Source organism: Sphaerisporangium rubeum, from assembly GCF_014207705.1.
In the GTDB taxonomy this organism is placed as follows: domain Bacteria; phylum Actinomycetota; class Actinomycetes; order Streptosporangiales; family Streptosporangiaceae; genus Sphaerisporangium; species Sphaerisporangium rubeum.
The window spans coordinates 3632304-3644870 of sequence record NZ_JACHIU010000001.1; the positions used below are offsets into that span (position 1 = coordinate 3632304).

General features: G+C 69.9%; 15 protein-coding genes. 7 read left to right on the forward strand and 8 right to left on the reverse strand.

Features of this window, described 5'->3' with window-relative positions:
- Positions 1-146: 146 nt before the first annotated feature.
- Together BJ992_RS15715 and BJ992_RS15720 are read right to left on the reverse strand one after the other, a co-directional pair.
- Positions 147-1805, reverse strand: coding sequence for a glycoside hydrolase family 44 protein (locus tag BJ992_RS15715; RefSeq protein ID WP_221474832.1), 1659 nt, complete (start codon positions 1803-1805; stop codon positions 147-149).
- A gap of 363 nt (positions 1806-2168) precedes the next feature.
- On the reverse strand, positions 2169-2522 hold the full coding sequence (locus tag BJ992_RS15720) for a cupin domain-containing protein (protein WP_184981675.1): 354 nt from the start codon (positions 2520-2522) through the stop codon (positions 2169-2171).
- Between the two features lie 62 nt (positions 2523-2584).
- Between BJ992_RS15720 and BJ992_RS15725 the strand changes: the two genes are divergently transcribed.
- Entirely contained in the window at positions 2585-3343 is a 759-nt protein-coding gene (locus tag BJ992_RS15725) for a TetR/AcrR family transcriptional regulator (protein WP_184981677.1), read from the forward strand.
- On the opposite strand, the gene BJ992_RS15730 is transcribed toward BJ992_RS15725, so the two are convergent.
- The 3 genes from BJ992_RS15730 to BJ992_RS15740 all read right to left on the reverse strand — a co-directional run bounded on the left by BJ992_RS15730 (position 3224) and on the right by BJ992_RS15740 (position 5403).
- Positions 3224-4249: a nitronate monooxygenase gene (locus BJ992_RS15730; RefSeq protein WP_184981685.1), complete on the reverse strand. Its 1026-nt coding sequence runs from the start codon at positions 4247-4249 to the stop codon at positions 3224-3226. The genes BJ992_RS15725 and BJ992_RS15730 overlap by 120 nt on opposite strands.
- 98 nt (positions 4250-4347) lie before the next feature.
- Positions 4348-4836 (reverse strand): GNAT family N-acetyltransferase, encoded by a 489-nt coding sequence (locus tag BJ992_RS15735; protein WP_184981689.1) that lies wholly within the window; start codon positions 4834-4836, stop codon positions 4348-4350.
- 96 nt (positions 4837-4932) lie between these two features.
- Positions 4933-5403 carry a hypothetical protein gene (locus BJ992_RS15740; RefSeq protein ID WP_184981690.1) on the reverse strand — a complete coding sequence of 157 codons (471 nt, stop codon included), beginning with the start codon at positions 5401-5403 and terminating at the stop codon, positions 4933-4935.
- A 102-nt stretch (positions 5404-5505) separates the two neighbouring features.
- Here BJ992_RS15740 and BJ992_RS15745 point away from each other — a divergent pair, with 102 nt between their 5' ends.
- The 5 genes from BJ992_RS15745 (at position 5506) to BJ992_RS15765 (ending at position 9624) form a co-directional block, all read left to right on the forward strand.
- Positions 5506-6195 (forward strand): response regulator transcription factor, encoded by a 690-nt coding sequence (locus BJ992_RS15745; protein WP_184981691.1) that lies wholly within the window; start codon positions 5506-5508, stop codon positions 6193-6195.
- Positions 6196-6262: 67 nt separating this feature from the next.
- The gene (locus tag BJ992_RS15750; protein WP_184981693.1) at positions 6263-7543 is read left to right on the forward strand and encodes a HAMP domain-containing sensor histidine kinase; all 1281 of its coding nucleotides are present in this window, start codon (positions 6263-6265) and stop codon (positions 7541-7543) included.
- A 132-nt stretch (positions 7544-7675) separates the two neighbouring features.
- The gene (locus BJ992_RS15755) at positions 7676-8236 is read left to right on the forward strand and encodes a hypothetical protein (RefSeq protein ID WP_184981695.1); all 561 of its coding nucleotides are present in this window, start codon (positions 7676-7678) and stop codon (positions 8234-8236) included.
- A 243-nt stretch (positions 8237-8479) separates the two neighbouring features.
- Entirely contained in the window at positions 8480-8956 is a 477-nt protein-coding gene (locus BJ992_RS15760) for a PepSY domain-containing protein (RefSeq protein WP_184981697.1), read from the forward strand.
- Between the two features lie 179 nt (positions 8957-9135).
- On the forward strand, positions 9136-9624 hold the full coding sequence (locus BJ992_RS15765) for a hypothetical protein (RefSeq protein ID WP_184981698.1): 489 nt from the start codon (positions 9136-9138) through the stop codon (positions 9622-9624).
- A gap of 119 nt (positions 9625-9743) precedes the next feature.
- On the opposite strand, the gene BJ992_RS15770 is transcribed toward BJ992_RS15765, so the two are convergent.
- Both BJ992_RS15770 and BJ992_RS15775 read right to left on the reverse strand, forming a co-directional pair.
- Complete coding sequence (locus BJ992_RS15770) at positions 9744-10373, reverse strand: alpha-ketoglutarate-dependent dioxygenase AlkB (protein ID WP_184981700.1); 630 nt, start codon at positions 10371-10373, stop codon at positions 9744-9746.
- 193 nt (positions 10374-10566) lie between these two features.
- Entirely contained in the window at positions 10567-11070 is a 504-nt protein-coding gene (locus tag BJ992_RS15775) for a hypothetical protein (protein WP_184981702.1), read from the reverse strand.
- A 93-nt stretch (positions 11071-11163) separates the two neighbouring features.
- Here BJ992_RS15775 and BJ992_RS15780 point away from each other — a divergent pair, with 93 nt between their 5' ends.
- A complete protein-coding gene (locus BJ992_RS15780) occupies positions 11164-11820 on the forward strand; it encodes a winged helix-turn-helix transcriptional regulator (protein WP_184981703.1) in 657 nt (218 codons plus the stop codon).
- A gap of 10 nt (positions 11821-11830) precedes the next feature.
- Here BJ992_RS15780 and BJ992_RS15785 read toward each other — a convergent pair whose 3' ends face one another.
- The gene (locus tag BJ992_RS15785) at positions 11831-12565 is read right to left on the reverse strand and encodes a 4'-phosphopantetheinyl transferase family protein (protein ID WP_343072681.1); all 735 of its coding nucleotides are present in this window, start codon (positions 12563-12565) and stop codon (positions 11831-11833) included.
- Between the last annotated feature and the right edge of the window lie 2 nt (positions 12566-12567).

Below are 12567 nucleotides of genomic sequence, written 5' to 3' on the forward strand. Positions count from 1 at the left end.
ATGACGGCACGAGAGAGTACGTGGACAGACAAGTACGCAGCGACGTGGTTGCGCGTCCGGGCCGGGAGGGGTCGGCCGGTCAGGGCCGCTCCCTCCTGGGAACCATCAGCGGTCGGCCGGCCAGGGCCGTTCCCTCCCGGGAACCATCAGCGCCGATGCGCCGGAAAGACCAGCAGGGTGATCGAATTCGCCGGGTACGTCGCATTGACCCGGCCCTGGTGCGCCCTGAGATCCTGACCGCGCACGATCGAGTTGAGATCGGCCGGGCTGTAGGTGAAACGCTGCGCCGTGGTGTTGCCGTGCAGGCCGGCGATCGACAACGGTGAGGTCAGTTCACCGCCGGTCTTGTTGATGACCATCAGGGTCAGTGCCTTGTCGCGTGAGCGCTGTGCCCCGTACACCGCGAGCTGACCTTGGTCGCTGCTGGTCGCTGACACGCTCACGTCGCCGAACCGGCTCCCCGCGCCGTCGTAGTTGCGGTACATCCGGAACGCGTAGGCGCCGGGTTGTGTCGGCTGGGGTTCGCCCCAGATGGTCGCGAGGTCGAGACCCTCGCGGCCGAAGATGCCGAGAACGTCGGCCTGCGTCAGTGCGCCGTTGATGTCGTCCAGCGCGCCCCAGTTGTACTCGGTGATCGCGGTCTTCGTGCCGGGGTAGTACTGCGCGATCCACTGCTTCATCTTGCGGATGAACTGCAGCGGCGGCGCGTTCACGCCTGTGGGGCCGATCCAGGACTCCTCGACGTACGTCGGGTCCCACAGCGAACGCGTGGAACGTAGCCGCCACGCGTTGGACTCGGGGTCCTTCCCGCCGTTGATCTGCGGGTAGTAGTGCTGGTCGAAGTAGTTGAGCATGCGCTTGCCGCCGTGCGCGTCGCTGTAGTCCTTCATGTTCTTCAGGAACCACTGCGACAGGTTGAGCCCGCCGTGCGCGGCCGCGTCGGCTCCTGGCGCGCATCCGTCCACCCCGGACGCGACCCACTCGCAGTAGCCCCAGCCGGACGGGCCGAGCACCGCGGCGGTCGGGTCGGCGGCCTTGATGGCCGCGGCGGTCGCGGTGCTCTTGCTGCCGAGTTCGTCGTACGAGACCGGCTCGGGGTGCACGTCGCGGTGCGTGGAATTCCACAGCACCGGCTCGTTGTCGAGCTCGTAGATCGACACGCCGCCGCGGGACGCCTTGCCGAACTGGCTAACGAGATGCGACACCATCTCGCCGTCGAACGAGGCGTCCACCGGGATCGAGGTGTCCTCGGGCACCGCACCGGTGAGGTTCGCGTTGTTGAGCCTGCCGTTGCCGCAGCCGGCGTCCCAGGTGTCGAATCCGTCCTGAGCGGGGAACCGGCTGGCAGGGAATCCGCAGGCGAACGGGTGCTGGTCCGGCGAGTCCTTGGCCACCCACCCGCTCATCGGCACGGTGACGACCTGTTTGGTGCCGCGGTCCCGGTTGGTCTCGACGAACGCCTCGACCGTGTTCGCGGGCCCGGCGACGATGTTCTCGAAGTACCAGTCGCTTCCGGTGTTGTAGGTGTGGTTCTTGAAGTTGTACCGCGTGCTCGCGTTGCCGCCCCAGCGCGCCACCGGGAGACCGATCTCGACGGCGAACGCCGGGTCGGCGCCGTTCATGCCGTAGATGTCCGGGCTGATCGCGTGCCGTGCGGCGGACAGGTTCACCGACAACGTGGGGCCCGCTGCGGCCACAGCCGGGTCCAGGGCCGCCTGGACGGTCAGCGTCCCCGCCACGAGTGACGCCGCTACGCCGAGTGTTGTGGCCGATCGCAGCTTCCGCCGCCGTCGAGCACCCATCATCGACGCTCCCGTCAATCGATCCAGCGGTCAACAATCGAGGAGCCTGACCGGATGCTTCACGCGAGTCAAGGCACCGCGGTCGCGTGGAGGACGGGGCGGCCAGGCGGGACCAAGAAATCCGGTCCCCTGACGTGGTGGATCTCCTGGTCAAGCCTTGGCCGTCCCGCAACGACTCGGCCGCGGATCAAGAGGGCGGCCTGAAAGTTGCACCCAGCCCACGAATTCGGCCGCGCGGCGACCTGCGGATCTGCTTCGTGGGCCGGGTTGACCTCGCTGGTCGGCAACCGCGATCGGTGGCCGGCGTCGCGCCGCGTCGTGATGCGTCCGGTGCGGAGTGGGCCGGCCGGCTTGTCGTCTCGGTCGTTACGGAGCGCCGGGGCCCAGGGGGACGTCGGCAGCCGGTGCGCTGGCGGGTGCCGGTTCCTTCAGTTCGACGAAGATGCTGTGTGTGGCGGTGTCGCCGATGTTCTCGCCGGTGTGCTCCTGCGCCCCCACCCACCGGGCTTCGCCGGCCTTCAGTTCGACCTCGACGTCGCGTCCGCCGGCGGCGACGCGGCGTCGGAAGGCGCTCAGTGTCACCATCACGCTGTCCGGGTGCCGGTGTACATGGGTGTGGTCACCGGGTTCGTCGCGGTACTCCAGGACCCGCACCCGCTCGTTCTCGAATATGACCTTGTAGAAGTCCGGGTCGGTGACAGTCGGGTCGTGGGGGTTCATCGCCGCCTCCGCGCACGTTCGTGGGACTCCAGTCCCATATGGGACTACGGTACCATGACGACGTGACGACGCCCTACGAGTCGACCGGCCGGACAGCGCAGAAGTCGCGCACCCGGCACGCGCTCGTCGCCGCCACCCAAGACCTGCTCGCCGCCGGACACACCCCCAAGGTCGAGGACGCCGCTCAACGAGCCGGGATCTCCCGCACCACCGCCTACCGTTACTTCCCCAACCAACGCAGCCTGCTTCTCGCGGCTCGGCCCACCATCTCGCCGGACAGCCTGCTGCCCCCCGACGCACCCGTAGATCCGAAGCAACGTCTCGACGCGCTCATGACCGCGTTCACCCGGTACAACTTCACCTGGGAACCGCAACTGCGCACCTCGCTGCGGCTGTCGCTGGAACCCGATGCCCACCAGCCGGTCCTGCGCCAGGGACGCGCCATCGGCTGGATCGCCGAGGCCCTGACACCACTGCGAGACAGCCATCCGCACGTCGACATCCACCGGCTCGCCGTCGCGATCCGCTCAGCGACGGGCATCGAGACACTCGTCTGGCTCCTCGACATCGCCGGCTACACCCACGAGCAGGCAGCCGACACCGTCAAGGCGACCGCGCAGGCCCTCCTGGACGCGGCCATCACCGGTGACGCCTCAACCGGGTCTGTCCAGCCTGGAGCGACACCCCCGGCCGAACGCGGATCAGGAAGTCAGTCGGCGCAGTATTCGCGCGGTGGGTTCCGCGGTGGTGCGGCGGTGACCGGTGCCGGCCCAGAGGTTGATCAGTTCGGGGTCGCCGGCGGCGGTGGCGGCTTTGCGTAGAGGGCTGGTCAGGTGGTGGACGGCGGGGTAGCCGGGGGGTGCCGTGGCGGTGTGGTGGTCGGTGAAGGTGTTCGTGAGAGATCTGGCGGGGCGGCCGGTGAAGGCTCTGGTCACTGTGGTTGTTCGGCGGGATGGGTCGGCCAGGGCCTTCTTGTGAGGATGGGAGGTGCCGGCTTCTTCCGCGCGTAGGAGGGCCGTGCCGACCATCACGGCTGTGGCGTCGGTCTGTAGCGCGGCGGCGACGGCGTCGGGGGTGGCGAGGCCGCCGGCGGCGATCAGCGGGGTGGGTACGGCGTGGCGTACCTGGCGCAGCAGGTCGGTCAGGGGGGTGGGGGGTGGGATGCGGCCGGGGGTCAGGGTGGCGGAGTGGCCGCCTGCGGCCGAGGACTGGACGGCCAGCATGTCGGCGCCTGCCTCGGAGGCCTGGCGGGCCTCTTGCGGGGACGTGACGGTTTGGACGACGACGGTTCCGGCGGTACGGAGAGCGGCGATCACCGTACTGGCGGGGATGCCGAAGGTGAAGCTCACGACCGGTACGGGGGTGGACAGGAGGAGGTCGAGTTTGTCCTGCCAGTGGTCGTCGTCCTCGACGATGGCGGCGCCTAGGACGTCCACGCCGTACGGCTCGGCGTCCGGGGCGATCTCGCGTGCGTAGCGGTGGAAGGCCTCGGGGTCGACGGGGACGGGGTTCGGGACGAACAGGTTGACGCCGAAAGGCACGCCGGTGGAGCGCACCTCGGTGATCTGGCCGGCCAGCGCGGCGGCGGTCTTGTAACCGCCGGCGAGGAAACCGAGGCCGCCTGCGCGGGCCGCCGCCATGACCAGCGCGGGGGTGCTGGGACCCCCGGCCATCGGGGCGGCCAGGACGGGGATGTCCAGGCCGAGAGCGGTCAGCGATGAGGCCATGCTGGTTTCTTTCCCTGTGGCCGGTGGTTCGTCCCCGTGGCTGGTACCTGTGGTTCGGTGGCCGGATCGGACGGGACCGGCTCCTCGTGCGCGGTGACCTAAAGCCGCCGGTACATGATGTGGAGTCCGACATAGCCGTGAAGCGGGTGGTGGAAACCTTCCGGGAGGGTGGTCATCACGTCGAAGCCGAGTGACCTCCACAGTGCGACTGCACGGGTGTTGGTCTCCACCACGGCGTTGAACTGCATCGCTCGGAAGTCGTCCTTGCGTGCCTGGTCCAGGACATGTTCGCCGAGGGCTCGGCCGACTCCCCGGCCGGAGTGGTTCGGATCGACCATGAAGCTGGCGCTGGAGATGTGCGCGGCGCCGCCGCGATGATTGCGGACGCTGTTGGCGGTGCCGAGGACGGTGCCGTCCGCGTCCACGGCGACGAAGGTGCGGCCCGGCGGCTCAGGGAACCACATGTGCCTGGCCTGGGCTTCGCTGGTGCTCCGATCCCAGGAGAACGTCTCACCGGCCCGCACGATGGCTTCCATGAAGTGCCACATTCCGGGCCAGTCCTGCGGCGTCGCCTCTCTGATCAGCATGGCCGTCAGCATGGGTCAACCGGATGAGGGCCGCAACCGGGTTTCGAACACCCCAGGTCGAGCCTCGCGTGGATCACGTGATCCACGGGACAGGCGCTAGTCGCGTTCGACCTTGGTGGTCATCGACGGGACGCCGGCGGTACAGGTGATCCGTATCTCGATCTTGACGGTCTCGGACTCGAACTCCACGGAGACCTCGTGGCCGGAGTGGTCGTTCACGTCGTCGGTCTTGTAGCCCTGGGCCGGGCTCCAGGCAAGGAGGGTGGGACGGCCGGCGGTGCAGGTGGCGACGACGGTGCCGCCTTGGGTGGTGAAGGCGCGGCCGGGTTGAGAGGAGGACGGCTCGGGGGTGGGGGTCCGAGTGGTCGTGGGTGGGGTCGTCGCGCCGGGTGGGGTCGCCGGGGTGGCGGTGGCGAGGGCTTGAGCGATCTGGGACGCCGACATGGGGGAGACGACCGGTTCGCTGAGGCCCTGGCCGAGGAGGGTGATGGCCCACGTGGTGGTCGCGGTGGTGAGGGTGGCGGCGGTGAACCAGCCGAGGGTCGCGAGCAGGGGGCCACGTTTCACACTGCCTACAGTGCCACGAGGAGTCCTAAATCTGTCCTAACGGCACCTCAACGCCGGATACGGCGGGGGAAGGGACGGCGGAGTGCGTTTACTGTTGGGGCGATGGCACAGCTACTGCTCGTTGAGGACGACGCCGCGGTGCGGTCCGCGCTCATGCGGGCCCTGAGTGAGCGCGGACACGGCGTGACGTCCGCCATGACCGGCATGGCGGGGTTGCGGATGGCCGTGGACGACCGGCCGGACCTCGTGGTCCTGGACCTCGGGCTGCCGGACATCGACGGGTACGAGGTGATCCGCATGCTGCGCGCGGTCAGTGCCGTGCCGCTCATCGTGGCGACCGCGCGGGACGACGAACGTGAGATCGCGCGGGTCCTGGACGCCGGCGCCGACGACTACGTCGTCAAGCCGTTCGGGGCCGTGCAGCTCGACGCGCGGATCCGGGCCGTGCTGCGGCGCCTGCAGAGCGAGGACGGCGACGCGGCACGGCCGTACACGGTGGGGGAGCTGCGGGTCGACCCGCGCGCCAGGGAGGTCACGCTGGCGGGACGGGTGCTCGACCTGCGGCCCAAGGAGTTCGACCTGCTGCACTACCTCGCGGCGCGGCCCGACCAGGTGGTCACCAAGCGCGAGCTGATGACCGAGGTGTGGCGCATGCCGTACGGCGGCGCCGACAAGACCGTGGACGTCCACCTGTCCTGGCTCCGCAACAAACTCGGCGAGTCGGCCCAGGACCCCCGCTACATCCGCGCCGTGCGCGGCGTCGGCGTGAAACTGGTGGACCCGGGAGCATGAGACGGCGTCGATGCGAGATCGGTGGACCCAGGAGTACGCGTCGGCGTGAGCCTGGCAGGGCCGTGGGATGAGACGGCGTCTGCTCGTTCTCGTCGGGTCCATGGTGTCGCTCGCGTTGGTGGCGTTCGTGGTGCCGTTGGCGGTGCTGGCGCTGATGCTGGCCGGGGATCGCGCCACCGCCGACGCGCTCGTGCGTGCGCAGTCGCTGGTGCCTGTGGTGTCGGCCGGGTCGCCTGCGGCGCTGGGGCTGGCGGTGCAGCAGGCCAACAGCTCCGGTGGTTACCCCTTGACGGTGTTCCTGTCGGACGGGTCCGCGCTCGGGGCCCCGGCGGAGCGGTCCGACGCGGTACGGCTGGCGTTCACCGGACGTAGCCTCACCGCGCAGGCCGACGGCGGCCGGGAGATCGTCGTCGCCGTCACCGGGCCTTCCGCCGGCGCGGCCGTCATCCGCACGTTCGTCACCGACGCCGAGCTCACCCGTGGTGTGCGCCGCGCCTGGCTGATCCTCGCGCTGGTCGGCACCGGTGTGCTGGTCGTCAGCCTGGTCGTCGCCGATCGTCTCGCGCGGTCGCAGATCCGCCTCATCGCCGGCATGGCCGGTGTCTCGCACCGCCTCGCCGCCGGTGACCTCACCGCACGCGCTCCCGCCGAAGGCCCGAAGGAACTCCGCCAGGTGGCCGGCGCGCTCAACCACCTGGCCCGCCGCATCCGCGTCCTGCTGGCCCAGGAACGCGAAGCCGTCGCCGACCTGTCGCACCAGCTCCGCACCCCCCTGACGGTGCTCCGCCTGGAAGCCGAGGCACTGCCGCCGAGCGAGCAGGCGACCCGTGTCGGCGCCGCCGTGGACGCCATGGAACGCATGGTCACCCAGGTCATCCAAGAGGCCCGCCGCTCCCGCCACGACGAACCCGGCGAATGCGACGCCGCAGAGGTCGTCGCCGCACGCGTCCACCACTGGTCGATGCTCGCCAGCGACCAGGACCGTCCCGTCACCCGCCACCTCGCCCCCCCACCCCTGATCGTCGGCGTCGGCGAGGAACCCCTGACCGCCTGCGTGGACGCGCTCCTGGAGAACGTCTTCGCTCACACCCCCGAAGCCACCGCCTTCACCGTGACCCTCACCCCCCGCGAAGGCGGCGGCGCCATCCTCACCGTGGCCGACGACGGCCCCGGCTTCCCCCACCCCGGAGCCCTGCGCCGCGGCGTCAGCGGCCGCTCCTCAACAGGCCTCGGCCTCGACATCGTCCGCCGCACCGCCGAACGCTCCGGCGGCTCCGCCACCCTCACCACCAGCCCCGACGGAGGCGCCACCGTCACCGTGGAGTTCGGCCACCAGACTCCGACTTGATTCCCCTTGCGACCGGTCTCGTGCTGCCTCCTGGCTCTGCCTGAGAGACAATCGCTCCGCCTCGGACCGGTGCCCCACTTTTGATCACGTAACTCCAAGCATGATAACATTAAGTGACGCTATGTTTACGCAGTGCTTACCGCCTTTGTTGACGAGAGCCTGCGTCGCCGTCCCGACGACGACAGCGTCTACGCGATGGCCGCCGTGATCATCGACTCCGCCGACCACGACGACATCCGGACGACTCTCGAATCTCTGCGAATGGGTAAGCGAGGCCGTCTGCATTGGCGCGATGAGTCGTCGCCGCACCGACTCCACATCGCAGAGACGGTGGCGAAGCTTCCTCTGTGCGGCATCGTGACCGTACGCATCCATGACAGGAGCGTCCGGCACGAACGGGCCAGGCGGCTCTGTCTGGAACGTCTACTACAAGAACTCGACATGTCAGGTGTCGAAACGGTGGTCCTGGAGAGCCGCTGCACCGAAGACCGGCTTGACCGGAGCCTCCTCACCAGCCTGCGCCGGTCGCGTCGTGTCTCGCTGACCATGAAGGTGAGCTGGGAGTCGCCGTTTCACGAGCCGTTGCTGTGGGCTGCGGACACCGTCGTGGGGGCCACGACGTGGTGGCTGGACGGAGAGCCGCGGTACTTCGACGCGCTCGCCGGTCAAGTCCGCGTGATCTGTCTGGACTGACTGGACAGCGCGAAGGCCGGGCACCCGATATCCCTCGGTAACCCGGCCTCTACTTCCGCACCCCAGAGGATGCGACAAGCTCAATTGTGCCTCACCGGCTGTGGCCGAGCAAGCGCATTGAGCCACATATCGCTAGTGCTGCGCGTTAACCCGGCGTTAGGGACGGTGCAGCGTCGCGCTATCGGGGGTCGGCGCAGTCTTGGAACCGTCAAGCACTGAGGATCGAGCGTTACGGAGATTCGGATGACCAAGTCCAAGATAATCGCTGGTCTCGCCACCGCGACCCTGCTGGTGATCGGCGGCGGTACGGCGCTGGCGGCGGCCGACTTCAGTCCGTCTCCCGCTGCTTCGCCGACCGAGGACCGGCGTGATGGGGAGGTCGCTCCGTCCGCTTCGGCGTCGCCTGAGGACGATGGCGGGGTGGCGTCGCCGGCGGCGAGTCCGGCCGCGGAGCCCAAGGTCTCCCGGGAGGAGGCGGAGCGTACGGCGCTCGGCAAGGTGGCGGGGGGACGGGTGACGTCCACCGAGTTGGAGAACGAGCACGGGAAGCAGGTCTGGGACGTCGAGGTGGACGCTCCTGACGGGACCGAGCACGAGTTCGACATCGACGCGGCCACCGGTGCGATTGTGAAGCAGGAGGTGGACGACGACGACCACAGTGGTCCGGGTGGCGGTCACAGTGACGACGACGACCGGGACGACGACCAGGACGACGACTGACGGTGTCGCGTTAACGCGAACGGCTCCCCCTGGCTCAGGGGGAGCCGTTCGCGTTCTCGTGTATGACGGACTGGGCTGCCATGTGGGAGGCAAAGGCTCGCCTGGGGTGCGGTAAAGCGGGTGAGCGGGGGACGGGGCTGCGCGACAGTGAGAGGGTGAGAGTTCGGGGGATCGTGCTGGTGGCATTGGCATTCGGGCTGGCGGGGTGTGGTGGGGTGGGGCCGGGGAGGCTCACTCCGGTGCAGCTGGACTCGGTCCGGGCTCAGGGGGTGGCGCCTGAGATGGTGTTCGAGGTGGACGCGCCGGGGTTCCGGCTGGTGGGGCCGTCGGTGAGTGTGTACCACGAGGACGGGTTCCAGGCGTTCTACCTGTCGCCTCGGGGGGGTCAGGTGTGGTTCGCGGTCGACCGGGGGGCCTTCAGTGACGGGATCTGTCCGGAGCGGCCCGTGCACGGGGCCGAGCGGGTGAGTGCTCCGGTCGTGTGCGAGCGGGACGACGTCGGGTGGTACCGGGTGAGCGGGGACCGGCATGAGTACGCGGTGGATGTGGACGGCCGTGTGCTGCGGGTCGGCGGGGTGCGCGGTGAGGTGGGGAGACGGGCTCTGCGTGCCGCCGCCACCGGGGCCCATGCCGTCGGGGCCGGCGCTCAGGTGTCCGACGGCAGGTGAGCGTCAGTGCCTGCGCCGAGGTGTCCGACGGCAGGGTGAGCGTCAGTGCCGGGTGAGCGCACTGGCGTCGCATGGCGGCGTGAGTGCGGGGGAGGCGCGACGGGTCGTGGACGGTGAGGTCAGCGGACGTCGTGGGGACGGAACTGGATGCTGATTCTCGGGCCGGTGGGGCGGGTCAGCTTGGGGATGGAGTGGTCCCAGGTGCGCTGGCAGGTGCCCCCCATGACGATGAGGTCGCCGTGGCCGAGGTCGTGGCGGATCGAGGGGCCGCCGCCTCGGGGACGCAGGAGGAGGGGACGGGGGGTGCCGAGGGAGAGGATGGCGACCATGGTGTCCTCGACGGCGCCGCGGCCGATGCGGTCGCCGTGCCAGGCCACGCTGTCGCGGCCGTCGCGGTAGAGGCACAGGCCGGCGGTGCGGAAGGGGGTGCCGGGGTGGCCGGCGTAGTGCGCGTTGAGCAGGCGCATCGCCTGGTCGAGCAGGGGGTCGGGGAAGGGCTCGTGGTCCTCGTAGAACTTGAGCAGCCTCGGGACGGCCACCATGCGGTCGTACATGTGGCGGCGCTCGGCGTGCCAGGGGACCTTGTGGGACAGGCGGTCGAACAGCGCGTCGGCGCCGGTGAGCCAGGCGGGACGCAGGTCGAGCCACGCGCCGTCGGTGAGGTGGGTGCGGCGGACCGTCGCGCCGAGGGGGCCGAGGCCGGGCTCTTCGCCGAGATCCAGCAGTGAGGCCTGGAATCCAGCGGTCATGCACCCGATGGTACCGCGAGTATTCAAACACCCATTCGATGGGGGTGTGCTGAGCCGGCCGGGGACGCAGGTGGGGTGTCTGTGGTCTGGACGCTCCGTGGGGGTGTCCTGAACTGGTCAGGGTGCGGCCGGGGTTTCTGTGGTCGGAGGTTGTGTGGGGTGCTCTGGCCTGGGGGGACGCGGATGGGGTGGGCTAGAGACTCCAGGGGGTGCCGCTCGGGGAGGCGTTGGCGGACGGGGTGGGTGGGGTCGGGGTGACCTTGTAGACGTCGTACGGGGAGGGGCCGGCGGGGCAGGGGGTGTCGCCGCCGGTGCGGAAGGTGGTGTCGTCGAGGGTGAACGGGGAGTCGTATCTGGCGGTGAAGACGCCGGCGAGGCGGCTCAGTGCGGCCGGGTCGAGTACGCGGGTGGCGACGCCGCGGACGACCAGTTCCATGCCTCGGGGGTCGGTGGTGACGGCACAGTCGGCGGTGGCGCCGAGGGGTTCCGGCGCGTGCATGGTCTGGCTCACGGCGAGGTGCAGCGCGCCGTCCAGCCAGACGCCGAGGACGGGGACGATGGTGGTCCTGCCGTTCCTGCGCGGGGCCGAGAGCCAGTAGGTGCCTGTGCCGTCGTCCGGACCTGTCGCGCCTGTCACCCGTGGCGTCGTGGACGGCTCACCGGCAGGCACCGGGGCCACGGGCTCGTTTTCGGCCATCGCCTCTCCTGTCGAGCTGGTTGTGGAACAGCACCGTGATTGTTAAAAGCAAGCGTAATGCATCCAGCCAAGCGTGAACTAGAATCCGGATCCATGACGGGGCGGAGTTACGGTCAGTTCTGCGGGCTCTCGCGAGCCATGGAGACAGTGGGGGAACGCTGGGCCCTTCTCATCGTGCGTGACCTGCTCGTCGGCCCGAGGCGCTTCACCGACCTGCGCCGCGGCCTGCCTCGCATCCCCACCAACATCCTGTCGGCACGTCTCAAGGAGCTTGAGCTCGCCGGCGTCGTCCACCGCAGGGTCCTGCCCCGTCCCGCCACATCGGTGGTCTACGAGCTGACGCCGTACGGCCACGCGCTGGAGGACGTCGTGCTACGCCTCGGCCTGTGGGGAGCGATGGCGATGGGGGACCCCGAGCCCGGTGAGATCGCCACCGTGGACTCGCTCACCATGGCGTTGCGTTCGACGTTCGACGCCGAGGCCGCCGCCGGGCTGCGGGTGTCCTACGAGTTCCGCCTGGGGGACCTTGTGGTGTCCGCCGTCGTGGACGACGGCACGCTGGACGTCGTCCAGGGCCCGCTGCCGGAGGCCGACCTGGTGGTGGAGACCGGCGCCCAGCTGCGTGCCCTCATGGCGGGTGAACTGGCCCCCGCCGAGGCCGTCGGCACGGGCCTGGTCACCCTGACCGGGGACCCCACGGAGCTGGACCGGCTGGTCCAGGTGTTCCGCATCCCCCCGATGCCGTCATGACCGGCCGGGGCTAGGCGCGCGAGGGGGTGCCGCGCCGCGCGGGAGCGGGGACGACGATGGCGGTGATGATGAGCTCGGGGCCGGCGAGCCAGCGGCCGGTGAAGCGGGACAGCTGCTGGCCGTTGACCCGCGGGCCGGGGACCCGCAGGCGTGCGGAGAACTCGCCGCGCGTCGCGTCCAGCGACACGATGATGTCCTCGAAGTCCAGCCACCGCTTGGTGAGCGGGAACCACGACTTGTACACCGACTCCTTGGCGCTCCACAGCACCCGGTCCCAGTGCACACGCGGGTGCCGCGCGGCGAGGCGGCGCAGGGATTCGCGTTCCTCGGGGAGCGACACCGCGTCGAGCACGCCGTCCACCAGGGGTTCGTTGCGCTCGGCGTCGATGCCGATGGTGGCGACCTTGGACGCCACACCGACGACGGCCGCGCGGTAGCCGGTGCAGTGGGTGATGCTGCCGACGACCCCGGCCGGCCACTGCGGCTCGCCGCGCAGCCCTGGAGGCACCGGGCCGGGACGCATGCCGAGCTTGCGCAGCGCGTCGTGCGCGCACACACGCGCGGTGGCGAACTCCGCGCGGTGCTGCTCGTCGGCGTCGCCGATCGCCCGGTCCTCCTCGGGGTACAGCGGTGGGTCGGGAGGGTCGGCGAACAGGTCGGCGGCCACCACGCAGTCAGGCAGAATCGACTTGATCATGGGCCCGGCCGGCCCTGGGGCCGTCCCGCTCGTACGTGCAGTGGTCACCT